Origin of the sequence: Sphingomonas cavernae (assembly GCF_003590775.1) — a bacterium.
GTDB classification, from domain to species: domain Bacteria; phylum Pseudomonadota; class Alphaproteobacteria; order Sphingomonadales; family Sphingomonadaceae; genus Sphingobium_A; species Sphingobium_A cavernae.
This window is the reverse complement of the sequence record NZ_QYUM01000003.1, coordinates 16,835-43,509: the sequence shown is the minus strand read 5'-3', so window position 1 is coordinate 43,509 and position 26,675 is coordinate 16,835. Positions and strand designations below refer to the sequence as shown.

The window sequence follows — 26,675 nt, the reverse complement described above, 5'->3', positions numbered from 1 at the left end:
CGCTATAAATTTCGGGGCTTATTATTTACAATTCTTCGATTCACGAAATGATTTGTATTTACGTGCATGTGTAAATTTATGAATTATTATTATGATATTCGCGATTAGTCTTCATAACACTTAGCAATCTATAGACGATTTTCTGTTGAGCAGGTCGCGAATACCCGGTGCATAAGTTCGCCCGACAGACACTTCGGTCCCGTTGCTTAGCACGACCTTGAGCGCGCCATAGCCCGCCTGGCGAATGGCGGTGATGATCTGACGACGAACCAGTGCGGATCGGTGCACGCGGATGAAAGTGGCCGGATCCAGGCGTTCCTCGATCCGGTTCATCGTTTCACGCATGAGATAGGCGTCATTGCCGGCATGCAGGCGTACATAGTCGCGCTCGGCGCCAACCCACTCGATCTGGGCGATCGGTACGCGGACATATTCGCCGCGACGCTGCACCCAGAATTCGCGCTCGAGCACCGCGCCCTGCGGCTCAATGCCCGGATTGTCGCGCAACGCCGAGAGGACCTCCGCCATTTCCGCGATCCGGCTTTGCGCGTCGCGCGAGCGCAACGTCGCCCGCGCGCGCTCGAGCGCCTCGCGCATGCGATCGAATGCGACCGGTTTCAGCAGATAGTCGACCGCAGACACCTCGAACGCCCTGACCGCATAATGGTTGAATGCCGTCACGAAGATGATGACGGGAATGTCGGGGCCCTCAAGCAGCGGCAGCAGGTCGAAGCCATTGCGTCCCGGCATCTTGATGTCGAGCAGCACGACGTCGGGCGCCTTTTCGCGCACCAGATCGAGTGCGACGTCACCATCGGCCGCCTCGCCGACGATCTCGACATCGACGATGTCGCGCAGCATCGTGGTCAACCGGCGGCGGGCGAGCAGCTCGTCGTCGACTATGAGTATCCGCAATTTCATGTGGCGGCGTATTGCAGCGGCATGCCAAGCGTGACGCGATAGCCCTGGCGTATCGCCGGCCCCGCGTCGAGCGACCAGCGTTCGCCAAAGCGCGCGGCGAGTCGCTGGCGGACGTTGCGCAGACCAACGCCCGTACCGCCCGCCACCTGCGTGACCGAGCCATCATCCTCGATATGAAGCATCAGGCTGTCGTCGCTGCGGTTCGCGGCGATGCGCAGCCGCGTCACGCCTTTCGAGGGGGCGACTGCATATTTGATCGCATTCTCGACCAGCGGCTGAAGGATCAGGCTTGGCACGCGGGCATCTGCCAGTTCGGAGGGAATGTCGATTTCGACCTTGAGCCGCTCAAAAAAGCGGATCTGCTCGATCTCGAGATAAAGCTGCTGCAGCGCAATCTCCTGCGACAGCGTGACATCCTCGGATGGATCGATCTCAAGCGTTGTCCGAAGAAAGGCAGAAAGGCTGACGAGCATGGCCTCTGCGCCTTTGAGCTCGCGGTCCCAGATCATCGACGAAATCGAGTTGAGCGTGTTGAACAGAAAATGCGGATTGATCTGGTAGCGCAGCGCATGAACCTGCGCCTGATGCGCCAGCGCCTCTACCTTCACCAATCGCCTTTCGCGATCGCTCACCTCGAAGCTGTAGACCATCGCCAGATGGATCGCGGCCCAGGAAAAGAAGGAATAGAGCCAGATGAAACTGTCCTCGAGGAACATGCGCCACTGATAAGGGCCGAAATTACGAATTGGGGCGATGAAGGCAAAAACGATCGTCGTCACCAGACCGTAGATCGCAGCCGCCGCCAGCGCCAATCCACCCGCCATCACGGCCAGTCGCCAGAAGGAACCGCCGCGCCTTCGCCGCAGATAGCGATAGATGGCGTAGCACAAGAGCATTGCCAGCATCGTGAGGGGAATGCGGCGCAGCGAAAGGTCGAACATGGCCGTTGCGCCCGAAAGCTTGGCGAGCGCCGTCAGGACAAAATAGTGAACGGTCCAGAATATCAGTATCGAAAGCGCAAACGCTCTGTGTTCGTCTGTCGTGGATTCCCCGACACGCAACGGCAACGTACCTTCCTTTTTGAGTTCGCGCCGTAATGTCCCATCAAAGCGCGAAACTGTCGACTGCCATTCGTCAGCCTATTTCTGCAGTTGGTCGCGCCATTCGCGCGTTCGACGCGGCGTGCAGTTGGTCGATCGCGAACCCTCTCCCGCAACCCGGTCAATCCGGCGATCTGGCTCGATACGCGTCAGTATGCGTGTCAACCGGGAGGGAAATGCGAGTGATGCTCGTACAAGCAGTCAGCGTGTCGCCGGGCCTTCATAAGCCGCAGTCGGTTCGTCGTCGTCGCGGATGCGGCCGCGCGGTGATCCTTGACGTCGCGCGCCGGTTGCTGCGTGAACGCAGCCTCGATGGTCTTAGCATGGAGCTTGTCGCGCAGGAGGCCGGCTATACCCGCCGGACGATCTACAATCATTTCGCAAGCGTTACGGAGCTTTTCGAGGTGTCGCGCAAGTCCTTGATCGCGGGACTCGAGCCGCTCGTACCCAACGCGATCACCTCGCGGCTGCCGATGACGCTGGCGCTTTCGCGTTTCGCCACGCAGGCATCGCGGCTGTTCGCCGATGATCGTCATCTCGACCTCATGCTTTCAGCAATACGCGACCGCCATGCGAGTAGCTGGATCGCCAATGCCTACGATACGGCAATCCAACGGCCGCTCAGCGACGCGCTGATCGCGTTCCTCGACGAAGCGCAGGCGGCGGGCTCGTTCAACGGCAATTCCCGCAGCGCGGCGTTTCAGCTTCTGTGGACGCTGCAAGCGGCCGCCACCTCGACCAGCATCTTCAATTCGGCCGATACCGGCGCGCGCAGCGAACCCGATGCAATCGTCCGCGCCTTCCTGATGCAGCATCACCACCCAGACGCGATGGCCGCCTGAACAACCCCACGACGTCAGTGCCGGTTCTCTGAAGCACTTTGGTATCACCCTTTGGTTCCACAGTGCTTCGGGTCGCTGAGGCCCCCGGCCTATGGCCGGGGGCCGAAGCCGTTTTTGGCCCTCGACGCCATGTTGAAGGATACACAAAAAAAGAGGAGCGCCGAGGCGCTCCTCCAGTATCAGGCGACAAATGCCGCCCCCCCGAGCGGTAGAAATCGATACGCGACCGCTCTCAACTCTGCGACCGACCACGTCCAACAGACGCACGGCCGTACCGCGCTGCAATGCTAGCGGGGCCGCCAGACATGGAAATGGGGTACGCGACGCTCGGTCCAATGCGCGCTGTGAACGCGCCCGCCACACGACGAACGGTCAAATTGAACGACGAATGCATATCGACAGTCCGGCCACTGGATGACAGGTGGGAAATGTCGATGGAAACTGGCAGAAACCACCCCAAGCCATATGTGTCACTTGGCGGAACGGCCGAGCAAAAGACCGTGCTCGCGCTGATTGCCGCCTATTGGGTCGGCTTCCAGATCATCTATTACACCTATGGCAATCTGGTGCGTCCGGACGGCGCGACCGAGGCCAAGGAATGGCTGCTGGGCCTAGCGGCTTATTTCGTCAGTCCGGTGGAACTCGTTGTTTGCTCGTCCGGCGCGCTGCTCTGCTATGCGATCTACCTCGTGGTTAAAGCGGTGAAGCGCAGGATCTTCTGGCAACAGCTTGTCGTCGCCGTTCTCGTCATGATCGCAGGCGCGTTCATCTTTTCCGTGATCGTCCGGACGACGGTCGCAGCCAATGGCGGCCCTCCCGTCACCTTGCCCGGGTTGGTGCGCGGCGGCATCTTCTGGATCGCGCCAATCGGCGTGTGGACGGTCACTGTGCTCGCCCTTTCCCACAATACCGAGGTTGGCGATCGCGAGCGCCGTCTGGCGGTGCTTCAGGCGCAGGCGAACGAAGCGCATGTCAGGGCGTTGCGTTTTCAGGTCAATCCGCATTTCCTCTACAACACGCTCAACTCGATCTCCGCGCTGATCCTCGAGCATCGCGAACGCGATGCCGAGCAAATGGTTCTCGCACTCGCCAGCTTCTTCCGCACGACGCTCACTGCCGATCCGCTCAAGGATGTGCGCCTCGCCGACGAGATCGCGTTGCAGAAGCTGTATCTCGACATCGAGCAGATCCGTTTTGCCGATTGCCTTGCCGTGGAGATCGACATGCCGCCAACACTGGACGAAGCGAGACTGCCCGGCCTCATCCTTCAGCCGCTGATCGAGAATGCGCTGAAGCACGGAGTGCGCGAACCCGGTGAAACCATGCTCATCAAGATCGGTGCGCGCGCCGAAGGCGATCTTCTGGTCGTCGAGGTCCGCGACAATGGGCCGGGCAATGCGGTGGACGGCAGTGGCGCGGGGATCGGCCTGCCCAATGTCCGCGAACGGCTGGCCAGCCGGTTCGGAGAGCGCGCGCAGGTCGATACGACGATGGCCCCCTCGGGCTTCACCGTGCGGCTGACAATGCCGCTGGAGTTCGCATGATGGCAGACCTGCGCGTTCTCGCGGTGGACGACGAACCGCTGGCGCTGAGAAGACTGGAGATCGCGCTCGGCCAGATGCGCGGCATCCAGATGGTCGGCACTGCGCGCAGCGGCCGCCAGGCGCTGGAACAGATCGCGGCGCATCGACCCGACGTCATGCTTCTCGACATCAAGATGGCCGGAATGGGTGGATTCGAGGTGATCGAGGCGCTCGACGACCGCAATATGCCGCTGGTCATCTTCGTGACTGCGTTCAACGCCTTTGCGCCGCGCGCCTTCGAGGTGAGCGCCGTGGATTATATCCTCAAGCCCGTCGAATTCGACCGGCTTCAAGCGGCGCTCGACAAGGCTCGCCAGCGGATCGCTGCCGTCGACGCCCGCCAGCGCGCCCAGGAACTGCAGGCGGTCGTCGCGGCGTTGCGCGCGCAGGCCGACGAAGCCTCCGCGCCACAACGTTATGAAAGCGAGATATGGGCGCAGCGTCGCGGGGAATTCGTGCGCGTACTGGTCAGGGACATAGAATGGGTCGAGGCTGATCGCGACTATGTTCATGTCCATGCTTGTGGCCAGTCCTATATGCTGCGCGAAACCATCGGCGGGTTCCAGGAACGGCTCGATCCCGATGCCTTTATCCGCGTCCGCCGATCTGCGCTGGTGCGCAAGGACTGCGTCGTTGCGGTCCGGCTCGAAGGATATGGGCATTTCCGCGCGCGCCTCGCATCGGGTGCCGAAATTCGCGTGGGCCGTACCTATACCAAGGTGATGCGTGCGCTGCTGCGGCACCGACACGATGCGCAGCACGATTCCCGCGGCCTGCCCGATTTACCCGATGCTGCCGGGGCGCACGATCGTTTAACGGACAATTCGGCGCTCAACTGAACTCCCAGCGCCAAAAAGCGTGAACATCACGCTTACCAATCTTCGTCGCGACAACTCGCTCATTGGTCGCGTCATGGCTCCCGCGCGTGGCGCGAAACCGCCAGCGGTTGGACGACGCGTCGCAAGATGGGCGGCGCGGCACGGCTGACGGGGGAACACATGAATCGACGCGGCGCAATCCTGCTGGCGGTAGCAGCCTTGCTAGCGGCGTGCGGCGGCGGTTCGGGTGATCAGGGAGGAGATGCCCCGCCGCCGCCGCCGCCGCCTGTCGTGCAGGTGTCGGTTGCGCCCGCGGACATCGCGATTGCGCCCGCGGCCATCCAGCAATTTTCATGCACCGTTACGGGCAACGCCAACACGCAATGCACTTGGCGCGTGCAGGAAGGCGCGGCAGGCGGCACGGTCAGCGCCGCCGGGCTCTACACCGCCCCCGCCGCCGCGGGCATCTTTCATGTGATCGCGGCCAGCGTCGCCGATCCGGGCCGCACTGCAACCGCGACCGTCCGCGTCACCGCGGCAAACGCGGCGACGCCATGGGTCACCGGCTATTATGCGGGATGGTTCTGGGACGTGATGTATCCCCCGCAAGAGGTCGACATGACTGCGATGACGCATTTCGTTTTCGGTCGCGTCGCCCCCGGCGGCGGGTCTCTCGGCGGCACCCCCGGAACGTTGGAGAAAGGCGCGGGCACCGCGCATGACGCGGGCCTTTCGCCCGACGGAACGCGCAGCGTGGAGGATTATCTGATCCAGCGCGCCCACGCCGCCAACACCAGGGCGCTGCTCATGCTCGGCGGTGACGGCCCCGATGGCATCGGTTTCCTCCGCTCAACCACCGACGCGATGCGCCCGACCTTCGTTCGCACGATCGTCGATTACCTCGTCGCGCATGATTATGACGGCGTCGATATCGATTGGGAAAACGAGCTTGAAGGCAATGCCGGTCTCGGCGTCAGCGCGGCCGAGGCTCGCAGGCGGCTGATGGCGCTGATCGCTGACGTCCGCACCGAAGCCAATTCGCGCCCGCGCTACAGCGGCGCGAACCGCCCGGTCATCATCACCTTTCCCGGCTATGCGGTGAGCATCAACTTCCTCGAGCCCGGCGGCAGGGTCGAACAATGGCAGGCCGACGTCGCCAACATGGTCGATCAGTATAATCTGATGAGCTACGGCATAGGCACCGCGTTCAACGGTGCGGGCTGGGATTCCTGGTTCAGCGGACCGATCCTGGGCGCGACGGGAACGACGCCCTATGACCTCAACACCAGCATCAACGCCTATGTCGCGACGGGCGTACCGCGCTGGAAGCTTGGTATCGGCATTGGCTTCTACGGCATATTCTACGGTCCGACGATTACGGGACCGCGCCAGAGTACCGCGACCAACGGCATATTCGTGACCGATGACGTGGCGCTGCGCTATGCCGAGCTGGTCCGCAAGGGCTATCTCGACGATCGCAACGGGACCTATCACTGGGACGACGCCGCCAGAGTCGGTTATCGCAGCTATGGCGGGGGCGGATATGTTCCCGCGATCGACCCAGCCTCACCGCGCGCAGGCTTCCTGTCCTATGAGGATGAGCGCTCAATCGCGGCAAAGGGAAACTGGGTGCGGGAGACGGGCGTCGGCGGCACGATCCTGTGGACGCTCAACTATGGCTATCTGGCGCAGTCGCGGACCAATCCGCTGCTTGCGGCGGTAAAGCAATCCTTCCTGCCCCAGCGGCGCTGATGCGGGCGCTCAGCCGATCGCAATGATCGTCGTCGCCAGTCGCTCCACCTCGGCACGGTCGTGGCTGACATAGAGGATCGGCAGGCCGAGCGTGTCGCGGACGCGCTCGATCACCAGCATGATCTCCTCGCGCCGCGCGGCGTCGAGCGAGGACAGCGGCTCGTCCATCAGCAGGAAACGCGGCGCCGAGAGCAGCGCGCGCCCGATCGCGACGCGCTGCGCCTCACCGCCGGAAAGCGTACGCGGCCAGCGATCGAGCAGATGCGCGATGCCGAGGAAGTCGGTCACCTCGTCCAGCGTGATCCAGCGCTGCGCGGGATCAGCCAACGCTTCGCCGTAGAGCAGATTGGCGCGCACGCGGCGGTGCGGGAAGAGCCGTCCGTCCTGAAAAACATAGCCCGCGCGTCGCGCTTCGGGCGGGCGGTCGATATCTGCAGCGGTGTCGAACAGCGTTTCGCCCGCGATCGCGATGCGGCCGCTGTCAGGCCGCACCAGCCCCGCCGCCATGTTAAGGATCGTCGTCTTGCCCGCGCCCGACGGCCCGAACAATGCGGTCAACCCCGGACCTGCACTGAAGGTCGTGGCAATGCGCGTACCGCCAAGCGCAACCGAGATGTCGAGGTCAAAGGACATGGCCGCCCCGCCCATGCCCCGCCCGCCGCGCGAGCAGTTCGGAAACGATCAACGCGCCCAGCGACAGGATCACCGAGATGATCGACAGCCGCGTCACCATCGCCTCGGCGCCCGGCACCTGCAGCGCGCCATAGATGGCCAGCGGAAGCGTTCGCGTCTCTCCGGGAATGTTGGAAACGAAGGTGATCGTCGCACCGAACTCGCCGATCGAACGCGCAAAGCCCAACACCGCGCCCGCGACGATGCCAGGCACCGCAAGCGGCAGCGTGATCGTCCGGAAGACGTGAAATGGCGTTGCGCCCAGCGTCCGCGCCGCGCTTTCCAGCCGGCGATCGACCGCCTCGATCGAAAGACGCATCGCGCGCACCGTGAGCGGTAGCGCCATCACCGCCGCGGCAATCGCAGCGCCCGTCCAGCGGAACATCACTGTCGCGCCGAACCAGCTTTCGAGCCATGCGCCGACGGGGCCGTTGCGTCCAAAGGCGAGCAGCAGCAGCCAGCCCGTCACCACCGGCGGGACGACGAGCGGAAGGTGCACCAGCGCATCAAGCAGCACGCGTCCGGGAAAACGCTTGCGCGCGAGCAGCCATGCGATCCCGAACGACAGCGGGAGGATCGCCGCGACCGCGACGATACTTACCTTGAGCGACAGCATGATGATCCCGACTTCCTCCGCCGACAGCATGATCAGCGCGCCTGGAACCCGAAGCGTGCGAAGATCGCCTTGCCCTCGCGCGAAATCAGGAAGCGACGGAACGCTTCCGCCTCGGGGTTGCGAGAGGCGGCGAGCGTGGCAACGGGATAGGTGATCGGCGGGTGGGTCGTAGGTGGAAACAGGCCGACCAGCCTTACGCGGCGCGACGCGCGCGCGTCAGTGGCGTAGACGATGCCCAGCGGCGCCTCGCCGCGTTCGACGAGCGCGAGCGCCGCCCGAGCATTCTCGGCGCGCGCGACCTTTTGCGCGACCGACGGCCAGACGCCGAGCGACGCAAGCGCCGCCTTGCCATAGCGCCCCGCAGGCACAGCGTCGGGATCGGCCATCGCCAGCCGGCCATCGCCCAGTGCCGCTGCAATGGGGAAGTCGCGCCGGATGGGAAGCGTCACGCGGCTCGACGCCGGCGCAATCAGCGCGAGCCGGTTGGCAAGGAAGGAAACGCGCGTGCCGCTGCGGATCAGGCCATTTTGCGCCAGCGCATCCATCCAGGGCTCGTCTGCGGAAACGAAGATGTCAGCGGGCGCTCCGGCCTCGACCTGCCGTGCGAGCGCCGAGGACGCCGCAAAGGAAAGCACGGGGCGCGCATGACCTTTGGTGGTCCACGCATCGGCGGCAGCGGTCAGCGACTCCTGCAAGCTTGCCGCCGCCAGCACCAGTGGCCCACGCTGTTGCGCACTCGCGGGCGTGACCAGAGCGCACAATGTTATCAGCCACAGGAGAAGAAGCTTTGTCAGCGGGTTGCGCATTCCGGTCTCCGTTTTGCGTTATGCGCGATCATATACAGCGCTGCGTGACTCATGCCAGTGGGTTCGTCTCAACCCTTGCGCGGAGGCTCCGGACGCTCCCGCAGCAGATCATGCAATGCGGCCCAGTCCGGCCCGTCCCTTGTCTTGGCAAGCCGCGCCTCGATCGACCGGTAATGCGCGAGGACAAGCGCACCGGTGTCGGTCAGCCGCGCACCGCCGCCGTGGCGACCGCCCGCGGCCGTCTCTACCAGCGGCAAGCGCCAACAGCGGTTCATGGTGTCAACGAGCAACCATGTCCGCCGATAGCTCATGCCAAGCGCACGCCCCGCCGCCGAAATCGAGCCTTCGCTCGCGATTGCCTCGAGCAGCGCCGCCTTGCCCGGTCCCATCGCAATCTCGTCGGCCAGCATGACCTGCGCCTTGATCTTGAGCGATGTGCCACCCGTTGACGCTGCTCCGGTCATGGCGATGTGCTCCGCTTCAACTGCCGCCCGCATAACGCAGGCCGATCCACAGCGTTCGGGGCGTCGCGCGCTCGATCACGCCGCTCTGGCTGCGCGCCGCCTCCACACGCGTATTGGCGAGATTCTCGCCGCGCGCCTCGATCAGCAGCCCGTTCGCTACCGGCCAGGTCAGCCGCGCATCGACGGTGAAGGCGTCATCGAGCTTCAGTTGATTCTGGTCGTCCTCGAACTGATCCGAAACATAGCGCAGTGTGAGCGAGGCACCCGCATCATCCGACCGCTGCCAGCCCAGCGTAGCCGACGCCATATGCTCGGGCGTCTGCGCGGGGCGAAGCCCGTCGAGCGACAGCGCGATCCCCGCGGCGTTCACCTTGCTGTCGGTATAGGCATAGGACGCTGCCAGCCGGAAGTCGGCGATCGAGAACGCGGCATCCAGTTCAACGCCCCGCGCCTTGACCGCTTCCAGATTCTGGCGCTGGCGATAGAAGCCCGCCGCCGAAACGAAGCCGACACCGGGAAATACGCCCGGCCCGCGCGCGATTGTCACATTGGCGATCGCATCCTCGAGCCGGTTGGAAAACAGGGTTGCGCTGAGCCGCGCATTGGCCGTCGGCCGCCAGTCGATACCAGCCTCGACACCCGACACGTGCTCGGGCGCCAGATCGGCATTGGCCGCGGTGGCGTCTGCGCCCACACGGAAGGGGCGGTAAAGTTCGTTGAGCGTGGGCAATCGCCAGCCGAGATAGGCCGCGGTTCGGAGCGTCACAGTGGTTGCCGGATTGAACGCAAGTCCCGCGCGCGCGGTCGGTTCCCAGCCCTGTCGATCGTCAAAGCGCGTGTCGGTGATCGGCGCGCCGCTGAGCTGGCGTTCGCGCAAAAAGCCGTCGGCGATCCACCAATGGTCGATCCGCGCGCCGCCCGTCAGCGTCAGCGCGTCCAAAAGGTCCGCCGACACCTCGGCAAAGGCGCCAAGCGTGTCAGTCCGCCCGCCCGCCTCGCGCCCGCGCGTCGGCTTGCCCGCGACATATTGAAAGAACTCGCGTGTGACTCCGTCGGCGCGCCGCCAGTCGCCGCCCAGCCGCAACTCGACCGTCTCGCCAAGCGGCGGCCGCACTTCGACGCGCGCGCCGAGCCCGGTCGAGGGCACGTTATACTGGTCCGAGGTCTGCGTCGCCGCCGAACGGTCAGCGTTGATGCTGGCAAAGCTGCTGCGGAACTCGCGGAGCTGGACATAGCCAAGCGCCGACCAGCCCCAGTCGCCGCGACCGACAAGGCGCAGGCTGGCATCGGCGCCGTCGCTGCCATTGTCGCTGAACGCGAAGCCGCGTTCGCGACGATCGGTGAAGACCAGCATATTGGCCTGCAGCTCGGTCTGGGCTGAAACGGGCACTACCGCGCGCGCAGCGACGCTTGCCTGCTCATAAGGCGCGGGCCGATCGGCACTTCCGCGGCTTTCGCTGACGATCGGAATGAAGCCGTCGCCACGCGCATAGTCGGCGCTCAGCGTGACGAAGCCCTGCCCAAGCTGCGCCGCCAACGCGGCGTCGGCCTGCACCGCATCGCGGCTGCCATAGGCCGCCGCAAGACTGTAGGGCGCCAGCCTGTCCGGTCCCGCGCTGGTCAGCTCGATCGTGCCCGCGAGTGCGCCGGGGCCCGCCACGCCGCTGCCGCCGCCGCGCGTCACGCGCACCTGTTCGAGCCGCTCGGGCGCGAAGGCCGGCCAACTGATCCAGCCGCCGAACGGATCGGTCTGCGGCACGCCGTCGAGGATCACGAGCGCGCGGCTGGAGGCATTGCCGCCAAGCCCGCGCAGCGTGACGCCCTGGCTCGTCGGATTGGCCGAACGCGCGTCCGATCGCCGGAACTGCTGAAGCCCCGCGACGTCGCGCAACACATCCTCGAGCCGGTCGCTCGCGCTGGTCGTCAGCCGGTCGCGCCCGATCGTCACGATATCATAGGCGGCGTCGCCAGCGGCCTCGTCGAGCCCGTGCCCGGTCACGACGATCTCGCCCTCCGCATGGGCGATGGCAGGCGCAAAGAGCAGCAACGCAGAAAGGGTGATACGCATGATGGGTTACTCAGGCAGCGGGTGCGAAGCGATCAGGATGTGCCTGCGCAAAGGCATCGATCTCCGCGCAGGCGGCATCGATGCGGACCAGCGCCGGATAATCGTCGAGCGGCATGTCGAAGCGCCGCGCATTGTACATCTGCGGGACGAGGCAGATATCCGCAAGCCCGGGCTGATCGCCACCCAGAAAGCGCGCACCGGACCGTGCAGACGCCTCCAGCGCGGCAAAGCCTTCTCCGATCCAGCGGCGGATCCATGCCGAGCGCGCACCTTCGTCCAGCCCCAGCTCGTTCTTCAGATATTGCAGGATCCGCAGATTATTGAGCGGATGCGTATCGGCCGCGATCACCAGAGCCTGCGCCAGCGCCTGCGCGCGCTCGACGGGATCGCGCGGAAGCAGCGGCGGCTCGGGATAGCGCGCGTCCAGGTAGTCGATGATCGCCAGAGACTGCGGGACGAATCGGCCGTCGACTTCGAGCGTGGGAACAAAGCCCTGCGGGTTGCGCGCGATATTCTCCGCACTGCGCTGTTCGCCCGCGAGCAGGCTCACATCGTGCCGCTCATAGGCGATGCCCTTCAGGTTGAGCGCGATGCGGACGCGATAGCTGGCCGAGGATCGGTAATAATCGAACAGGCGAACGGTCATCCACTCTCTCCCGCGGTGAGCGCCAGCAACGCAAAGCTCGCCAGCCAGTGCTCGCCCATATAGTCGCCCGCGACGTGCAGCAGACTTGCGGCCAGATGCACGTCCGCAGCCTCGCGCGCAAGCGCCGCACCGGGCCCGTCGAGAGCGTCCGCAACCTCGCGCCAGCACCAGGCGCGGCTGAGATTGAAGCCGTCGAGATGCGCGATCTTCGCGTCGCTGCGATCGGACACCGAGGCAGGCGTGAACAGGCTCTTCGGCTCGGCGGAGCCCAAACCGGGAAGGAAGGCCGCGAACCATCGGGCGAACGCGTCACCGGGGAGCACCCGCTTCATCGCCAGCGCCTCGATCAGCGCCGAGGACAGGAAATCGTCGCCGCCCGGCTCCCAGCCTGGACACGCTTTGTCAGAACCATAATAGTCGGCGGCGCGAGACCGGATCAGATCCGCAAGCGCTCCATCGTTTCGCTCCGCCCAGCCAAGCGCGAGCACCAGCGCGAAGGCGGTGTTGAAATGCGTGCCGGTACGTATCGGATAGGTCAGCCGCGGCAGAAAGCCGTGAAAGCGATCGGCGAACGCGCGCGCTAGCGGTTCGAGTGCCTCGGCCCATTCGGCATCCTCGTGGCGCGACGCCTCGACATGCAGCGCGAGCAGCCATGCCCAGCCATAAGGACGCTCGAAACCACCGGTATAGGCACGGTCGAGATAGGCGATTTCACCGGCGACCTTGTGCGGCACGAGCATCTCATCGGCGAGCGCGCGGATCTCGGTGGCAACGGGCAGCTTGGGAAATAGCCGGCGGATGGTCAGCAGCATCCAGTACCCATGGACGCAGCTATGCCAGTCGAAGCTGCCATAAAAGATCGGGTGGAGCGCACGCGGCCCCAACACGTCCTCGGGCCCGTCCATGACGTGATCGAGCTTGTGCGGATATTCGCGGCGGACATGGCCAAGCGCGAGCGCGGCAAAATGTGCCGCCATTTCGGGGGTGAGCTTTTGCGTCATCAGAATGCCAGGAAGTAGATGAGAAGAAGATTGCAGACCAGCAGCGGGAGCGCCGTGCCGATCTGCGCCTTGATCACGCCGTTGCGGTCGCTCAGTTCGAGAAGCGCGGCAGGCACGATGTTGAAATTGGCGGCCATCGGCGTCATCAGCGTGCCGCAAAAGCCCGCGAGCATGCCCACTGCCCCGATCACCGCGGGGTTGCCGCCAAAATCCTGGACAAGCAGCGGCACGCCGATCGCCGCCGCCATCACCGGGAAGGCGGCAAAGGCATTGCCCATGATCATCGTGAACAGCGCCATGCCGAGCGCGTAGATCGCGACCGCCGCAAAACGGTTGCCCTCGGGGATCACCTGCCCGGCGAGCTCGCCGATGATGTCGCCCACTCCAGCAAGCGCGAAGACCGCGCCCAGCGCCGCGAGCATCTGCGGCAGCACCGCGGCCCAGCCGACCGAGTCCATCAGCCTGCGGCCTTCCTCGAGCGGGGCGAGCGCGGGAGGGCGCAGCCACGTCATCGCAACGGCCAGCGCCGCAAGCGCGCCCACGCCCAGCAGGATCAGCGTCACCCATTTTGGATCGAAGATGCCTGAGGCTCCGAAGGGCGTGTAGTTATAGGCGAGCGTTCCCAGCAGCGCAGTCACCGGGATGATGAGCGCGGGCAGGAACAGACGATTGCCCAGCCGTGACGAAAGCGCCTCGCGCTCGGCGATCGTCGTCGTATGCGGATCCCCGCGCCCCAGCCGGCCGAACCCCGCCAAACCGACGAGACACAGCACGAGCACCCCGTTGCCGAGATCTCCCAGCCGGTTTCCGGCGAAGAAGCTGAGCGCGAGCAATCCCCAGAAGGCCGCGTTGCCAAGCCGCTTCGGGTTGCTCGCGTCGCGCGCGCTCAACAGGGCGAAAGCCGCGAACATCGTGCCGCCGAGCGCATAGAGCCAGTCGAGCGTGATCATTCGCCGCTCCCTCGCCGCTCGTCCCGAGCGAAGTCGAGGGACGTTGATATCGGCGCGGACGTGTCTCGACTTCGCTCGACACAACCGGACGATGACACTCGTAGCTTTCTGTCCAGCAGCAACAGCCGCGTACCATGGATCAGGAAGGCGATGATCGCAGTTGGGATCGCCCACACCGAAAGCTGAAGCGGCGCAAGTTCGATGCCGTAGGTCTCGAAGGTGCCCTTGATCAGCAGGATCGAGGCGATCGCGATGAAAATGTCTTCGCCGAAGAACAATCCCACATTGTCGGTAGCGGCGGCGTAGCTCTTCACCTTCTCGCGCGTCACCTGATCGAGATCGCCAATCTGCTGCTCTGCCGCAGCCTCGGCCATCGGCGCGACGAGCGGGCGCACGGTCTGCGCATGGCCGGCCACAGAAGTCAGGCCGAGAGCCGCTGTGATCTGGCGGATGACAAGATAGCCGAGCAGCAGTCGCCCCGCGGTCGCATTTTTCAACCCGGCAATCAGCGTCCGCGCACGCTGCTGCAGGCCGTGGCGTTCAAGCAGACCGATCACCGGCAGCACGATCCAGATCATGCTCACATAGCGGTTGTCGTTGAATGCCTTGCCCAGCGCGGCGACGACCGCAACCAGGTCGAACCCCGCCGCCAATCCCGTCGCGAGCGCCGCGACCGTGACGACGAGCAGCGGATTGAAGCGGAGCACGAAGCCGATGACGACGATCGCGATGCCGATCAGCGGGAGGTAGTGCATCAACCTTCCCCCTTCTTCTTCGTCATCCCGGACTTGATCCGGGATCCATGAACACGGAATTTTCCGGACAAGACGGTGTTCATGGATTCCAGCTTTCGCTGGAATGACCGTGGGGAGTATTGGTCGGACTACCAAAACCTCCGCCACCAGGTGTCTCGATGACGAAAACGTCGCCCGCGCGCATGTCCGCGCCTGCGGTGGCAGGCAATGCCTCCTGGCTGGCGTCGGCGCGCACGACACGATTGACCCCGGGCAACGCATCGCCGCCCCCGTTCAGTCCCGCCGGCGCGATACGTCGCCGGTTGGAAAGGATGCCCGCGCGCATCGGCTCGAGGAAGCGGATGCGACGCTCTACGCCGTCACCACCACGGCTCGCCCCCGATCCGCCCGATCCGCGCCGGATCGCAAAGCGTTCGATCAGCACGGGAAAGCGCATCTCCAGCACCTCGGGATCGGTCAGGCGGCTGTTGGTCATGTGCGTCTGCACCGCGCTGGCCCCGTCGAAACCGGGCCCGGCACCCGCACCGCCGGCGATCGTTTCGTAGTATTGGTATTGATCGTTGCCAAAGGTGAAGTTGTTCATCGTCCCCTGCGAATTGGCGAGCGCGCCGGTGGCCGCGAACAGCGCATCGGTGATCGCCTGGCTGGTTTCGACATTGCCCGCCACCACCGCTGCCGGATAGCGCGGGTTGAGCATCGAGCCTTCGGGGACGATCAGCTCGATGGGATTTAGGCAGCCGTCATTCATCGGGATCGCGTCGTCGACCAGGGTGCGAAACACATAGAGCGTGGCCGCACGGCAGATCGAATAGGGTGCGTTGAAATTGTCGGGAAGCTGCGCGCTGGTGCCGGTAAAGTCGATACGCGCCGATCGCGCCTGGCGGTCAACGCTTACCTTGACCGCGATCACCGCGCCATTGTCCATCTCGACGCGCGCCGCGCCGCCGGAAAGCTCCGCGACCAGCCGGCGCACAGCCTCCTCGGCATTGGCGATGACGTGACGCATATAGGCGTGGATCACGCCCGCCCCATATTCGCCCGCGACGCGCATCAGTTCGCTCGCACCCTTTGCGCACGCCGCGATCTGCGCCTTCAGATCGGCGATATTGCGATCGGGCTTGCGTGCGGGCCATTTGCCGCCAGCGAGGAGCGCGCGCATGTCTGCTTCCAGAAAATGCCCTGCGTCAACGAGCCGCATGTTGTCGATCAGCACACCTTCCTCATCGACGCTCTTGCTGTCGGGGGGCATAGATCCGGGCGCGATCCCGCCGATATCGGCATGATGCCCGCGCGCCGCGATAAAGGCGTCGGGCTCCGGCCCGCCCTCCATGAACACCGGCATGATGACGGTGATGTCGGGCAAATGCGTCCCCCCGCGATACGGGGCGTTGAGCACATAGACGTCGCCCGGTTTCATCCCGCGCCCGTCGCGCGCGCCTCCCCGCGACTGGATGATCGTGCGGATGCTGTCACCCATCGAGCCGAGATGGACGGGGATATGCGGCGCGTTCGCGATCAGCGCGCCGTCGCGGTCGAACAGCGCGCAGGAAAAGTCGAGCCGTTCCTTGATGTTGACCGAACTCGCGGTGTTCTGGAGCGCGACGCCCATTTGCTCGGCGATCGCCATGAACAGATTGTTGAAGATCTCTAGCATCACCGGATCGACGCTGGTGCCAATCGCGGGAATCGACCGGCGCGGCACCGCGCGGGTAAGGATCAGGTTACCGATCGCATCGACCTGGGCCTGCCACTCAGGCTCGACGACGGTAGTCGCCGAGGGATCGACGATCAGCGCGGGGCCCGCGAGCAGCGTTCCCGCGCCCAGTGTCGCGCGATCATAAATCTCGGAGTACCCCGGCGAAGGCCGGGGTCCAGCTAATGGCTCACGCTGGGCTCCGGCTTTCGCCGGAGCACTGATGGCACTCCCCGCATCTTCCGGCCGGCCGACCGCTTCGGCGATAAGCGTCTCGACGATCACCTGCGTCTCGGGCGCGATGAAGCCGAAGCGCGCCTTGTGCCGTTTCTCAAAATCGGCGCGCATCGCCATGGGTGTATCGAACGGAATCTCGAGCGCGGAATCGCTGCCATCGTAGCGAAGCGCCGCGCGCCGCAGCACGTCGACGTGCGCGAAGGGAAGATCCTGATCGGCGAGCGCGGTTTCCGCCTCGGCGGCCAAGGCGTCGATCCGCGACAGATCGCCGTCGAGCGGCAGGCCACAGCTTTCCTCGCGCAGCACGTTCACATCGGCCAACCCCATGCCATAGGCCGAGAGCACGCCCGCGAGCGGATGGATCATCACGCGCTCCATGCCCAGTGCGTCGGCGACCATGCACGCATGCTGCCCGCCCGCACCGCCGAAACAAGCCAGCGTATAGCGCGTCACATCGTGCCCGCGCGCGATCGAGATCTGCTTGATCGCGCTCGCCATGTTCTCGACCGCGATCTTGAGAAATCCTTCTGCGATCGCTTGCGGCGTCATGCGCGTGCCCGTGGATGCCGCGATCTCGTCGGCCAATGCCGCGAACTTGCTGCGCACGATTTCGGTGTCGATCGGCTGGTCGCCCCCGGGTCCGAAGACCGTAGGGAAATGTTCCGCGCGGATCTTGCCGAGCAGAACGTTGCAGTCGGTAATTGTGAGCGGTCCGCCGCGGCGATAGCAGGCCGGCCCCGGCACCGCGCCCGCCGAATCCGGGCCTACGCGGAAACGGCTGCCGTCAAAGGTGCAGATCGAACCGCCGCCCGCCGCGACGGTATGGATTTCGAGCATTGGCGCACGGACGCGCACGCCCGCCACCATCGTCTCGTTGGTCCGCTCATACTCGCCCGCAAAGTGCGAAACGTCGGTCGAGGTGCCGCCCATGTCGAAGCCGATGATGCGGTCGAAGCCCGCCTGCGCGGCGGTGCGCGCCATCCCGACGATACCCCCTGCGGGCCCCGAAAGGATCGCGTCCTTGCCCTGAAAGCGCGCCGCGTCGACCAGTCCACCGCTCGACTGCATGAAGAGCAGTCGCGTATCCGCGCCCAGCGCTGCGACGACGCGGTCGACATAACGGCGCAGCACGGGCGACAGATAGGCATCCACCACGCTGGTGTCGCCACGTCCAACCAGCTTGATGAGTGGTCCTACCTCATGGCTCGCCGAAATCTGGGTGAACCCGATTTCACGCGCCATCGCCGCCAGCGCCGCCTCGTGCGCGCTCCAGCGCCAGCCGTGCATCAACACGATCGCGATTGCACGAAAGCCTGCATCATATGCCGCCTGCATATCGGCGCCAGCCCGAGCGGGATCGAGCCGCTGCAGCACTTCGCCGGTGGCGCTGACGCGTTCATCGATCTCGATCACTTGCTCGTAGAGCGGCTCGGGCAGTTCGATATGCCGTGCGAAGATCTGCGGCCGCGCCTGATAGCGGATCCTGAGCGCGTCGCCGAAGCCACGCGTGATCGCGAGCAGCACGCGCTCGCCCTTGCGTTCGAGCAGCGCGTTGGTGGCAACCGTCGTGCCCATCTTGACGCTCTCGATCGCCCCGCCGCCATTCGACGCCATCAACTGGCGAATGCCCGCCACCGCGGCGTCATCATAGCGTTCGGGATTGTCCGAAAGCAGCTTGGCCGTCAGCAGCCGCCCTTCGGGCGTTCGGGCGACGATATCGGTGAAGGTGCCGCCGCGGTCGATCGAAAAAGCCCAGCTCACCGTTTGCCAAGCGCCCTTGCGGTGATCGCGTCGAGCCGCGCCATGAGTTGGGGATCGCGCTTGTCGGGTGCGGTCATCAGCGCGACGTCGAGCGCGGTGTCGATCGGCGAGGCCTCTCGCCCCGGCGGAAGCGAACGGGCGAGTTCCACCACCAGCCGCTTAGCTATGTCGCCATTCGCCATGAGTTGCGCGATCACAGTATCGACCTCGACATGCGCCTCGCCATCGCGCCAGCAGTCATAATCGGTCACCATGCCCATAATGGCATAGGGCAGTTCCGCCTCGCGCGCGAGCCTGGCCTCAGGCATCGCGGTCATTCCGATCACATCGCACCCCCATTGACGGTACAGCAGGCTCTCGGCGCGCGTCGAGAATTGCGGGCCCTCCATCACGAGATAGGTACCGCCTTCGTGGACGTCGCCGCCCGCCTTGCGCGCAGCATCGGCGAGCATGGCGGACATGCGCGGGCACACGGGTTCGGCGACCGAGACATGCGCGACCATGCCGTTGCCGAAAAAGCTCCGTTCGCGCCCAACCGTGCGATCGACGAACTGGTCGACGACGACAAACTTGCCCGGCGGCAATTCCTCGCGCAGCGATCCTATCGCCGACAGCGAGATGACGTCTGTACAGCCTGCGCGCTTCAATATGTCGATATTGGCGCGCGCATTGATGCCGCTCGGCCCGATACGGTGCCCACGCCCGTGGCGCGGGAGAAAAACGAACTTGGTCCCCGCGATCCGCCCGATGCGGAGCTGATCGGAAGGCTCCCCCCAGGGCGAAGCGACGGGCACCCATTCGGCGTCCTCGAGCCCGTCGATATCGTACAGGCCTGATCCGCCAATCACGCCGATCACCCATTCGCTCGCCACATCGTCACCCTGAACTTGTTTCAGGGTCCATGAACACTGTCGGCGCAGGATCGGCAAGGTCTGCGTTCGTAGATGCTGAAACAAGTTCAGCATGACGTATCAGTGCGTCGTCGGCATCCGGCTGATCCAGTCACCCAGTAGCACAATCGCCTCATCATGCACGGTTGCCCTGCCCAACTCGGGCATGGCGATCCCGGGCTCGGTCGATTTCATGCGGTAAAGCAGGATTGATTGCTCGGGATGCCCGGGCGCAATGTCGAGAGCGAGGCCGCCCGAGCCGCGCCCCGCTGCGACGGGGACCTTGCCGATGCCCAGCGCCACAGCCGACGGCTCCTCATAGGCAAGGAACAGCCCTGAATTGCTCGCGGCGCCCTTGCGGTTGTGGCAGTGCGCGCAATTGACATCGAGATAGGCGCGCGCGCGCAGTGCGACGGTTCCCGAACGCGGATCGTCCCAGCGCGGCAGTAGCGGTGCGTCGTCGGGCGCTTTGTCGAGAATGCCCGTACGGTAAAGCCGCTGCAGGTGCGCGCCATCGTTCAGGTTGCGCGCCTTGGGGCCGATCGGAACGACCTCGCCGGCCAGCCCGTGGCACTCCTTGCACTGATTCTGGTTGGGCACGGCATAGCTGATCTCGCGACGCGCACCCTTGGCATCGATCCAGCTCACCGGCAGCCGCGTGCCGCCGCGTTTCAGTACCGCTTCGGTACGCTCGGCATTCCAGACATAGGGCAAGGCCACCCAGCCGCTCTCGCGCCGAAGCAGCAGGCGTGTTTCGAGGACGCGTATATTTTTGTCGGGCACGCGCATGTCGGCGGGATAGCCGAAGGTCTTGATGAGCGCGCTGCCGACGGGGAAATCGAGCACGCCTTCGGACGTGTAGCTGATCTTCTTGCCCGGCGGCACGTAGATGAAGCGAAACTTCTCAGCGTAATCGGAAAAGAGCGCGGTATTGAGCGCATAGGGTTCGACGCGCGCATTGGGACGGGTCGCAGCGGCATCGACAAAGAAGCGAAAATCCGAAAGCCTTGGCGGCAGCGTGTCCCCGACGATCAGGTTAAGCGCGACAGACGGCGCCGGCGCCGCGCTGGTGAGCGCGAGCCAGCCGGAAAGCACACCAAGAAGGCGAATCACCTGATCGCCGCCTCCATCTGCGGCGGAAGCACGACGGCGGCAGGCTCGGCGATCGGCGCACCGCCCGAAAGGTCGACGGCCGCCGGCTTCGCGTCGCTGGTCGGCGAGGTCGGTTCGGGCAGGCCAAGCGAGAGCACGGGTACCTTTTCGCGCACCTGCACCACCGCCTTGCCCTTGCCCGTGCCGTCCCACAGCACGGGCGGAATGCCGCCGCCCAATGCCGCGGCGAGTTGCTCGCCTCCCTCAAAACCTGGTGCCCAACCGGCGCGGCCGTGCTGGTTGTCGCGCACGACGATGTCGCGCGCCACCGGGTTGTAATTTTTGTCGTCAAAGGGCTTCTTGTACGAGATAACCATCACGTTTGCGGTGGCGTTATCGGCCAGTTTGTTCTCGAAAACATGGACGTTGCGATTGGCCATCACCATCACGCCTGTGCCGACAGGGACGGTCGCGACGATATTGCCCTTGGGCGCGAAATTCGCGGTGTCGTTGTTGGTCACGTCGTTGCGATAGACGCGCACGCTATGCCCGCCCATCTGCGGCAGGTTGGGCATGTCGAAGACAAGGATGCCACCGGTGTTGCGCGTCGCCGTGTTACCGTAGACATCGGCATTGTAGCAATTCTCGATCTCGATCCCCGCGACATTGAACATCGCGGTCGAGTTGCGCACGACGATGTTCTTCGACTGGCCGACATAGATGCCGGCATCGGACGCGCCCTTTACCGTCACGCCGTCGACGAGCACGTCGCTCGATTCAACTGGATAGACGCCGTAGGCGCCGTTGGTTTCCTTCGGCCCGCCCGTCCATTCGACGCGGACATTGTGATAGACGATGCGATCGGCGCCCTTGGACTTGATGCCGTCGCCCTTCGAATCCTCGACCGCGAAATCGCGCAATATCACATCGTCTGACGTGACGAGCAGCCCCTCGCCCGCCGCTTGCTGACCCTTGAAGCTCAGCACGGTCTTGTCGGGCCCGGCGCCCTTGACGATGACCTTCGCGACGTCGAGCGAAAGCCCGTCGGTTAGTTCGAACCGGCCGGCGCCAATCTCAACGGTGTCGCCCGGCGACGCCTCGATCAGCGCGGTCTGCAGCCGCTCCTGCGCGTCGGCGCCCGGCGCCACGGCGATCGTCTTCGCGAAGGCCGGAGTCGCGAACAGCGCAACGAGCGCGATCGTCCGCTTCAGCGTCATCCTCATCGGCCCCATGTCGTTCATGCCAAGGCTCCTTTTGACACTTGGGATGCAGGGCGCTTACACGAATGTCAATGTGAGGCGGGGCGTCAGCGTCGCGAGTCTGTAAAGGTCTGGTGCATCATGAAGTTCGCCCTTTTCCTGCCCGCGCTGTTGCTCGCGACACCCGCATTTGCCGCGGAACCCGTCACTGGCCGCTGGATCACCGAGGGCGGCAAAGCGCTGGTCGAGATCGCGCCGTGCGGAAAGACGCTGTGCGGCAAGATCGCGCGCGTTCTCAAGCCGACACCGGGCGCGCCGCAAACCGACGCCCACAACCCCGATGCGAAGCTGCGCAACCGGCCGATCCTGGGCCTCCCCATCCTGACGGGCTTCGCCGCTGCGGGGGCCGAGTGGAAGGGCTCGGTCTACGATCCCGAAAAGGGCAAGACCTATCGCTCGGTGCTCCAGCGCAACGCCGATGGCACGCTCAACGTAAAGGGCTGTATCGCGATGTTCTGCCAGGCGCAGACCTGGAAGCCCGCGCGCTGACTCAGCCGCCGGCGAGGCTGCGCTTCATCCCGTACAGCAAGTAAACTACCAGCCCGAAGCCGTTCCAGACGAAGAACCAGATCTGCGTTTGCACGGGCAGGCTGAGAAACAGGTAAATGCAGCCGAGAATTGCTACGCCACCCACAAAGGTTGCCGCGGGGGTGCGGAAGGGACGGTGCGCATCGGGCGCGCGTCGCCGCAGCACGAGCATGCACACCGACACCGCGATGAACGCGATCAGCGTGCCCGAATTGGCGAGCGCGGCGATCTCGTCCAGGGGGACGAAACCGGCGATCAGCGAGACGAAAAGCGCGGTGATGAGCGTGATGCGCACCGGCGTGCCGCGTTTTGGCGAAACCCTTGCGAGCGCGGCCGGCAGAAACCCGTCGCGCGCCATCACGAGGAAGATGCGGCTCTGTCCATAGAGAAAGGCGAGCAGGACCGTTGGGAGTGCAATCACCGCCGCTGCAGCAACCACTGTCGCCACGCCGCCCTGCTGAATTTCGCGCAGGATGAGCGCAAGCGGCTCGGGGCTGTCGGCAAAACGGGTGAAGGGTAGCGCGCCAACCGCGGCGGCGGCGACAACCATGTAGATCAGCGTGCAGATCAGCATCGAACCGACAATGCCGATCGGCAGGTCGCGCTCGGGTTTTTTCGTTTCCTCGGCCGCGGTGGATATCGCGTCGAAGCCGTAAAAGGCGAAGAAGATAATCGCGGCAGCCGCCATCACCCCGCGCTCGACGCCGTCGGGGCTGGTCGACTTGGCGAAGCCGAAGGGCATGAAGGGCTCGAGGTTGGCGGCGTTAAAATGGGGCAGCGCGACCGCGACGAACAGCGCGAGCGTCACGATCTTGATGATGACCAGCGCCGCGTTGAGCGTCGCGCTTTCCTTCGTTCCGAGCATCAGTAACCCTGCGACGACCGCGATAATGAAGATCGCGGGCAGGTTTATGATCCCGCCCAGTTCGGGGCCCTGCGCCAGCGCCATGGGGAATCCGAGCCATGCTTCGAGCAGCGGCGCGGCATAGCCCGACCAGCCAACCGCGACGGTCGAAACGACGAGCGAATATTCGAGGATGAGGCTCCACCCGACGACCCAGGCGAACACCTCGCCCAGCACGCCATAGCTATAGGTATAGGCGCTGCCCGACGCGGGCATCATCGTCGACATTTCGGCATAGGCGAGCGCGGCGCACGCGCAGATCACGCCCGCGATCGCGAAAGAGACGAGCACCGCAGGCCCTGCACGGTCGGCTCCTACGCCGATCAGCGTCAATATGCCGGTGCCGACGATGGCGCCGACGCCGAGCGCGACGAGATGCGGCCACGACAATGTTGGCGTAAGGCGATGCTCCTGCGGCTGATCCTCACCTGTCAGGATCGCCTTGCGCCGTAACAGCTTGTTCATGCCCCCTCCTTGCATCGCAGGGACGATAGAGCAAGCCGCGCCGATGTCGAGCAAGGTCGCGCCTCTCGCTTCACCGCGGAATTATCTCAACTGAACCAGTTGACAAGAAATGCTCGTTGCGCGGCCAAGCAAATCTTGTTTCTCATTTCTCAACTAAAAAAATAGGCAATGCAGCGACTCACAAATCTGGGGGATTGAAGAATGAATGCAACACGGCAATTCCTGCTGGCCGGGGTGGCGCTTCTCGCATGCGCCACACCCTCGCTTGCGCATGCCCAAACGCCTGAAGAAGCCGAGCCTCAGGCGCGCGTCAGCGACTCGGCGGGCGAGATCGTCGTCACCGCGCGACGCCGCGAGGAAACCGCGCAGGACGTGCCGATCGCCATATCGGTCGTGGGCGGCGACCAGATCGACAATACCGGCAGCTTCAACGTCGGCCGTCTCCAGCAACTGACGCCGACGCTGCAATTCTACACGACGAACCCGCGCAACTCGGCGGTGAATATCCGCGGCATCGGCGCACCGTTCGGCCTCACCAATGACGGCATCGAACAGGGCGTCGGCATTTATGTCGACGACGTCTATTATTCGCGCGTCGCCTCGGCGACCTTCGATTTCCTCGACGTCGCGCAGATCGAGGTGCTGCGCGGGCCGCAGGGCACGCTCTACGGGAAGAACACCACGGCGGGCGCGATCAACATCACGACCAACCAGCCGACCTTCGATTTCGAGGGCAAGGCCGAGGTCAGCATCGGCAACCTCGATTTCAAACAGGCAAAGGCCGCGATTTCGGGACCGCTTTCGGACACGCTGGCAGCGCGCATCGCGGTGTCGGCGACCGACCGCCGCGGCACCATCTATAATGTCACCACCGACCGCTGGATCCAGAGCCAGGACAATATCGGACTTCGCGGCCAGTTGTTGTGGCGGCCGACCGATAATCTCGACATCACGCTTACCGGCGACTGGAACAGGCAGGCGGCGGTCTGCTGCGGCTCGGTGTTCGTCCGCACCGGCACGACGCAGCGCCCGCTCAACCGTCAATATGCCGCGCTTGCGGCGGCGCAGGGCTATACGGTCGTCAGCACCAACCCCTATGACCGGTTGACCGATCTCGACGCCAATCTGAACGCGGGCAATGAGATTGGCGGCGCCGCGCTGCGCATCAAATGGGATGTGGGGCCGGGTACGCTGACCTCGATCACGGCCTGGCGTTATTGGGACTGGCAGCCGGAGAACGACCGCGACTTCACCGGCCTGCCGATCGTCACCAAATCGCAAAACCCATCGCAGCAGGACCAGTATACGCAGGAACTGCGCTACAACTACACGGGCGACCGGTTCGACTTCGTGGTGGGCGGCTTCGCCTATTACCAGCGCATAGACACCCAGGGGACCGAATCACACGGTCCGGCGTCGAGCCGCTGGACGCTCAATCCGGGCAATGTTCCCGCAGGCTCGTCGGGCTGCGGGCCGAGCGTGACCAACCAGCTTGCCTGCACGCCGTCGGTGCTCAACGGGCTGACCGCGATCAACACGCAGTATCTGAAGAACACCAGCCCTGCGCTGTACGGCCAACTGAGCTGGAAGGTCACCGACAGCCTGACGATCCAGCCCGGCGTCCGTTTGAACTATGACAAGAAGGATGGCTTCTACCAGCGCAAGGTCTTCGCGGGCGACGGTACGCCGGTGGTCTTTGGCCCGACCGATCCGGTCACGACCGCGCGGCTCAGCGTGTTCGCGCCGCAGGAAATCTCGCCGAGCTTCAGCGACTGGAACTTCAGCTATGATCTGACGCTGACCTACAAGGTCGCGCAGGATCTGCTCCTCTACGCGACCTATGCCAAGACGTTCAAATCAGGCGGCATAAACCAGAATGGCGTGCCGACCGATGCGCAGAACAATCCCATCCTGGACGCGGCGACGGTCAAGCCCGAATCGGTTCAGCATTTCGAGGCCGGCCTGAAGAGCGAATTCTGGGATCGCCGCGCCACCTTCAACCTCGCGGCGTTCCGAACCGACATCAAGAACTATCAGGCCAATGTGAACAACGGTCAGTTCGGCGTGTTGCGCGGCTATCTTGCCAATGCCGGCAAGGTCCGCACCCAGGGCGTCGAGGCGGATTTCACGGTCCAGCCGAGCGAGCGTTTCAACGCCTATGTGAGCGGAGCCTATACCGACGCCAAATATGTGCAGTTCGTGGACGCGCCGTGCCCGCCCGAACTCTCCGGCGGCACGACGGCCGGCGCCGGGCAGACGCCGGGCGCGCCGGGCGTTCCCGGTGCCCTCAGCCCCGCCAATTGCGACATTTCGGGTCAGCGTCTGCCCGGCGTCTCCAAATGGGCCTTCTCCTTCGGAGCCGAGGTCAACCTGCCCTCGTCGCTCTTCGATCAGGATGGCCAATTCTATCTGGGCTATGACGGCAGCTACCGTTCGGACTTCTCCTCGAACCCCTCGCCGTCGGACTACACCTGGATCGAGGGTTATTCGCTGTCGAACTTCCGCGCCGGCTTCCGGACCGATGAGGGTTTCAACGTCTATGCGTGGGTCCGCAACGCATTCGACGAGGATTATCTCGAACAGCTCAGCGTCGGGCCCGGCAATACCGGCCTGATCGTCGGCGTGCCCGGCGACCCCAGGACCTATGGCCTGACGCTGGCGGGCAGATTCTGAAGTCAGGCGTCCGCCGCACCTGTGCGCGGCGGACGCTGACCAGCCACGGGCGCGGAGTCACGCACGCGCCCGTGGCTGCACCAACAGGCATCGAAAAGAACCTGATACGATCAGGCTCTGCCGGAACCCCTTGCCGCGCGAGGCATTTCGCAAGAGAAACATTTCTCTGACGAGCGCCC

22 protein-coding genes are annotated in these 26,675 nt (G+C 64.6%); 6 read left to right on the top strand and 16 right to left on the bottom strand.

Annotated elements, in window-relative coordinates:
- Positions 1-120 precede the first annotated feature (120 nt).
- The gene (locus D3876_RS07945; RefSeq protein ID WP_119761226.1) at positions 121-921 is read right to left on the bottom strand and encodes a LytR/AlgR family response regulator transcription factor; all 801 of its coding nucleotides are present in this window, start codon (positions 919-921) and stop codon (positions 121-123) included.
- Entirely contained in the window at positions 918-1,862 is a 945-nt protein-coding gene (locus tag D3876_RS07940) for a sensor histidine kinase (RefSeq protein ID WP_147417612.1), read from the bottom strand. Before D3876_RS07940 ends, D3876_RS07945 begins: the two co-directional genes overlap by 4 nt.
- 344 nt (positions 1,863-2,206) lie before the next feature.
- Here D3876_RS07940 and D3876_RS07935 point away from each other — a divergent pair, with 344 nt between their 5' ends.
- The 4 genes from D3876_RS07935 to D3876_RS07915 all read left to right on the top strand — a co-directional run bounded on the left by D3876_RS07935 (position 2,207) and on the right by D3876_RS07915 (position 7,016).
- Positions 2,207-2,863, top strand: a complete 657-nt coding sequence (locus tag D3876_RS07935) for a TetR/AcrR family transcriptional regulator (RefSeq protein WP_182911931.1) — start codon at positions 2,207-2,209, stop codon at positions 2,861-2,863.
- A 434-nt stretch (positions 2,864-3,297) separates the two neighbouring features.
- Positions 3,298-4,407 carry a sensor histidine kinase gene (locus tag D3876_RS07925; RefSeq protein ID WP_182911930.1) on the top strand — a complete coding sequence of 370 codons (1,110 nt, stop codon included), beginning with the start codon at positions 3,298-3,300 and terminating at the stop codon, positions 4,405-4,407.
- Entirely contained in the window at positions 4,407-5,285 is an 879-nt protein-coding gene (locus tag D3876_RS07920; RefSeq protein ID WP_182911929.1) for a LytR/AlgR family response regulator transcription factor, read from the top strand. Before D3876_RS07925 ends, D3876_RS07920 begins: the two co-directional genes overlap by 1 nt.
- A 159-nt stretch (positions 5,286-5,444) precedes the next feature.
- Complete coding sequence (locus tag D3876_RS07915; protein ID WP_182911928.1) at positions 5,445-7,016, top strand: glycosyl hydrolase family 18 protein; 1,572 nt, start codon at positions 5,445-5,447, stop codon at positions 7,014-7,016.
- A 9-nt stretch (positions 7,017-7,025) separates the two neighbouring features.
- On the opposite strand, the gene D3876_RS07910 is transcribed toward D3876_RS07915, so the two are convergent.
- From D3876_RS07910 to D3876_RS07850, 13 genes are all read right to left on the bottom strand, one after another.
- The gene (locus D3876_RS07910; RefSeq protein ID WP_119763596.1) at positions 7,026-7,649 is read right to left on the bottom strand and encodes a molybdenum ABC transporter ATP-binding protein; all 624 of its coding nucleotides are present in this window, start codon (positions 7,647-7,649) and stop codon (positions 7,026-7,028) included.
- Positions 7,639-8,334 carry a molybdate ABC transporter permease subunit gene (gene modB / locus D3876_RS07905; RefSeq protein WP_119761213.1) on the bottom strand — a complete coding sequence of 232 codons (696 nt, stop codon included), beginning with the start codon at positions 8,332-8,334 and terminating at the stop codon, positions 7,639-7,641. Before modB ends, D3876_RS07910 begins: the two co-directional genes overlap by 11 nt.
- Before the next feature lie 2 nt (positions 8,335-8,336).
- A complete protein-coding gene (modA, locus tag D3876_RS07900) occupies positions 8,337-9,110 on the bottom strand; it encodes a molybdate ABC transporter substrate-binding protein (protein WP_119761211.1) in 774 nt (257 codons plus the stop codon).
- Between the two features lie 68 nt (positions 9,111-9,178).
- Entirely contained in the window at positions 9,179-9,574 is a 396-nt protein-coding gene (locus tag D3876_RS07895; protein WP_119763594.1) for a winged helix-turn-helix domain-containing protein, read from the bottom strand.
- A 16-nt stretch (positions 9,575-9,590) separates the two neighbouring features.
- A complete protein-coding gene (locus D3876_RS07890; RefSeq protein ID WP_119761209.1) occupies positions 9,591-11,642 on the bottom strand; it encodes a TonB-dependent receptor in 2,052 nt (683 codons plus the stop codon).
- Positions 11,643-11,652: 10 nt separating this feature from the next.
- The gene (gene maiA, locus D3876_RS07885) at positions 11,653-12,288 is read right to left on the bottom strand and encodes a maleylacetoacetate isomerase (protein WP_119761207.1); all 636 of its coding nucleotides are present in this window, start codon (positions 12,286-12,288) and stop codon (positions 11,653-11,655) included.
- The gene (locus D3876_RS07880; RefSeq protein ID WP_119761205.1) at positions 12,285-13,289 is read right to left on the bottom strand and encodes a DUF2891 domain-containing protein; all 1,005 of its coding nucleotides are present in this window, start codon (positions 13,287-13,289) and stop codon (positions 12,285-12,287) included. Before D3876_RS07880 ends, maiA begins: the two co-directional genes overlap by 4 nt.
- The gene (locus D3876_RS07875; RefSeq protein WP_119761203.1) at positions 13,289-14,239 is read right to left on the bottom strand and encodes a DUF979 domain-containing protein; all 951 of its coding nucleotides are present in this window, start codon (positions 14,237-14,239) and stop codon (positions 13,289-13,291) included. Before D3876_RS07875 ends, D3876_RS07880 begins: the two co-directional genes overlap by 1 nt.
- Positions 14,236-14,994 carry a DUF969 domain-containing protein gene (locus tag D3876_RS07870; RefSeq protein ID WP_119761201.1) on the bottom strand — a complete coding sequence of 253 codons (759 nt, stop codon included), beginning with the start codon at positions 14,992-14,994 and terminating at the stop codon, positions 14,236-14,238. The genes D3876_RS07875 and D3876_RS07870 overlap by 4 nt, the downstream gene beginning before the upstream one ends.
- 79 nt (positions 14,995-15,073) lie before the next feature.
- The gene (locus tag D3876_RS07865) at positions 15,074-18,685 is read right to left on the bottom strand and encodes a hydantoinase B/oxoprolinase family protein (RefSeq protein WP_119761199.1); all 3,612 of its coding nucleotides are present in this window, start codon (positions 18,683-18,685) and stop codon (positions 15,074-15,076) included.
- Positions 18,682-19,557, bottom strand: coding sequence for an S-methyl-5'-thioadenosine phosphorylase (locus D3876_RS07860; protein ID WP_238475299.1), 876 nt, complete (start codon positions 19,555-19,557; stop codon positions 18,682-18,684). Before D3876_RS07860 ends, D3876_RS07865 begins: the two co-directional genes overlap by 4 nt.
- A 99-nt stretch (positions 19,558-19,656) precedes the next feature.
- Positions 19,657-20,688, bottom strand: coding sequence for an SO2930 family diheme c-type cytochrome (locus D3876_RS07855; RefSeq protein WP_119761195.1), 1,032 nt, complete (start codon positions 20,686-20,688; stop codon positions 19,657-19,659).
- Positions 20,685-21,908: a parallel beta-helix domain-containing protein gene (locus tag D3876_RS07850; RefSeq protein ID WP_338014318.1), complete on the bottom strand. Its 1,224-nt coding sequence runs from the start codon at positions 21,906-21,908 to the stop codon at positions 20,685-20,687. Before D3876_RS07850 ends, D3876_RS07855 begins: the two co-directional genes overlap by 4 nt.
- Before the next feature lie 99 nt (positions 21,909-22,007).
- Here D3876_RS07850 and D3876_RS07845 point away from each other — a divergent pair, with 99 nt between their 5' ends.
- Positions 22,008-22,415 carry a DUF2147 domain-containing protein gene (locus D3876_RS07845; protein WP_119761193.1) on the top strand — a complete coding sequence of 136 codons (408 nt, stop codon included), beginning with the start codon at positions 22,008-22,010 and terminating at the stop codon, positions 22,413-22,415.
- Between the two features lies 1 nt (position 22,416).
- Here D3876_RS07845 and D3876_RS07840 read toward each other — a convergent pair whose 3' ends face one another.
- Positions 22,417-23,823: an amino acid permease gene (locus D3876_RS07840; RefSeq protein WP_119761191.1), complete on the bottom strand. Its 1,407-nt coding sequence runs from the start codon at positions 23,821-23,823 to the stop codon at positions 22,417-22,419.
- Positions 23,824-24,024: 201 nt separating this feature from the next.
- Between D3876_RS07840 and D3876_RS07835 the strand changes: the two genes are divergently transcribed.
- Complete coding sequence (locus tag D3876_RS07835; protein ID WP_119761189.1) at positions 24,025-26,496, top strand: TonB-dependent receptor; 2,472 nt, start codon at positions 24,025-24,027, stop codon at positions 26,494-26,496.
- Positions 26,497-26,675 lie beyond the last annotated feature (179 nt).

Bases quoted from the DNA above. Each gene is read 5' to 3' on its own strand.
- D3876_RS07850 (WP_338014318.1), bottom strand. From the start codon at position 21,908: ATGAACGACATGGGGCCGATGAGGATGACGCTGAAGCGGACGATCGCG.
- D3876_RS07940 (WP_147417612.1), bottom strand. From the start codon at position 1,862: ATGTTCGACCTTTCGCTGCGCCGCATTCCCCTCACGATGCTGGCAATG.
- D3876_RS07925 (WP_182911930.1), top strand. From the start codon at position 3,298: ATGGAAACTGGCAGAAACCACCCCAAGCCATATGTGTCACTTGGCGGA.
- D3876_RS07880 (WP_119761205.1), bottom strand. From the start codon at position 13,289: ATGACGCAAAAGCTCACCCCCGAAATGGCGGCACATTTTGCCGCGCTC.
- D3876_RS07875 (WP_119761203.1), bottom strand. From the start codon at position 14,239: ATGATCACGCTCGACTGGCTCTATGCGCTCGGCGGCACGATGTTCGCG.
- D3876_RS07845 (WP_119761193.1), top strand. From the start codon at position 22,008: ATGAAGTTCGCCCTTTTCCTGCCCGCGCTGTTGCTCGCGACACCCGCA.
- D3876_RS07840 (WP_119761191.1), bottom strand. From the start codon at position 23,823: ATGAACAAGCTGTTACGGCGCAAGGCGATCCTGACAGGTGAGGATCAG.
- D3876_RS07870 (WP_119761201.1), bottom strand. From the start codon at position 14,994: ATGCACTACCTCCCGCTGATCGGCATCGCGATCGTCGTCATCGGCTTC.
- D3876_RS07890 (WP_119761209.1), bottom strand. From the start codon at position 11,642: ATGCGTATCACCCTTTCTGCGTTGCTGCTCTTTGCGCCTGCCATCGCC.
- D3876_RS07920 (WP_182911929.1), top strand. From the start codon at position 4,407: ATGGCAGACCTGCGCGTTCTCGCGGTGGACGACGAACCGCTGGCGCTG.
- D3876_RS07910 (WP_119763596.1), bottom strand. From the start codon at position 7,649: ATGTCCTTTGACCTCGACATCTCGGTTGCGCTTGGCGGTACGCGCATT.
- modB (WP_119761213.1), bottom strand. From the start codon at position 8,334: ATGCTGTCGGCGGAGGAAGTCGGGATCATCATGCTGTCGCTCAAGGTA.
- D3876_RS07915 (WP_182911928.1), top strand. From the start codon at position 5,445: ATGAATCGACGCGGCGCAATCCTGCTGGCGGTAGCAGCCTTGCTAGCG.
- D3876_RS07945 (WP_119761226.1), bottom strand. From the start codon at position 921: ATGAAATTGCGGATACTCATAGTCGACGACGAGCTGCTCGCCCGCCGC.
- D3876_RS07935 (WP_182911931.1), top strand. From the start codon at position 2,207: ATGCTCGTACAAGCAGTCAGCGTGTCGCCGGGCCTTCATAAGCCGCAG.
- D3876_RS07895 (WP_119763594.1), bottom strand. From the start codon at position 9,574: ATGACCGGAGCAGCGTCAACGGGTGGCACATCGCTCAAGATCAAGGCG.
- modA (WP_119761211.1), bottom strand. From the start codon at position 9,110: ATGCGCAACCCGCTGACAAAGCTTCTTCTCCTGTGGCTGATAACATTG.
- maiA (WP_119761207.1), bottom strand. From the start codon at position 12,288: ATGACCGTTCGCCTGTTCGATTATTACCGATCCTCGGCCAGCTATCGC.
- D3876_RS07835 (WP_119761189.1), top strand. From the start codon at position 24,025: ATGAATGCAACACGGCAATTCCTGCTGGCCGGGGTGGCGCTTCTCGCA.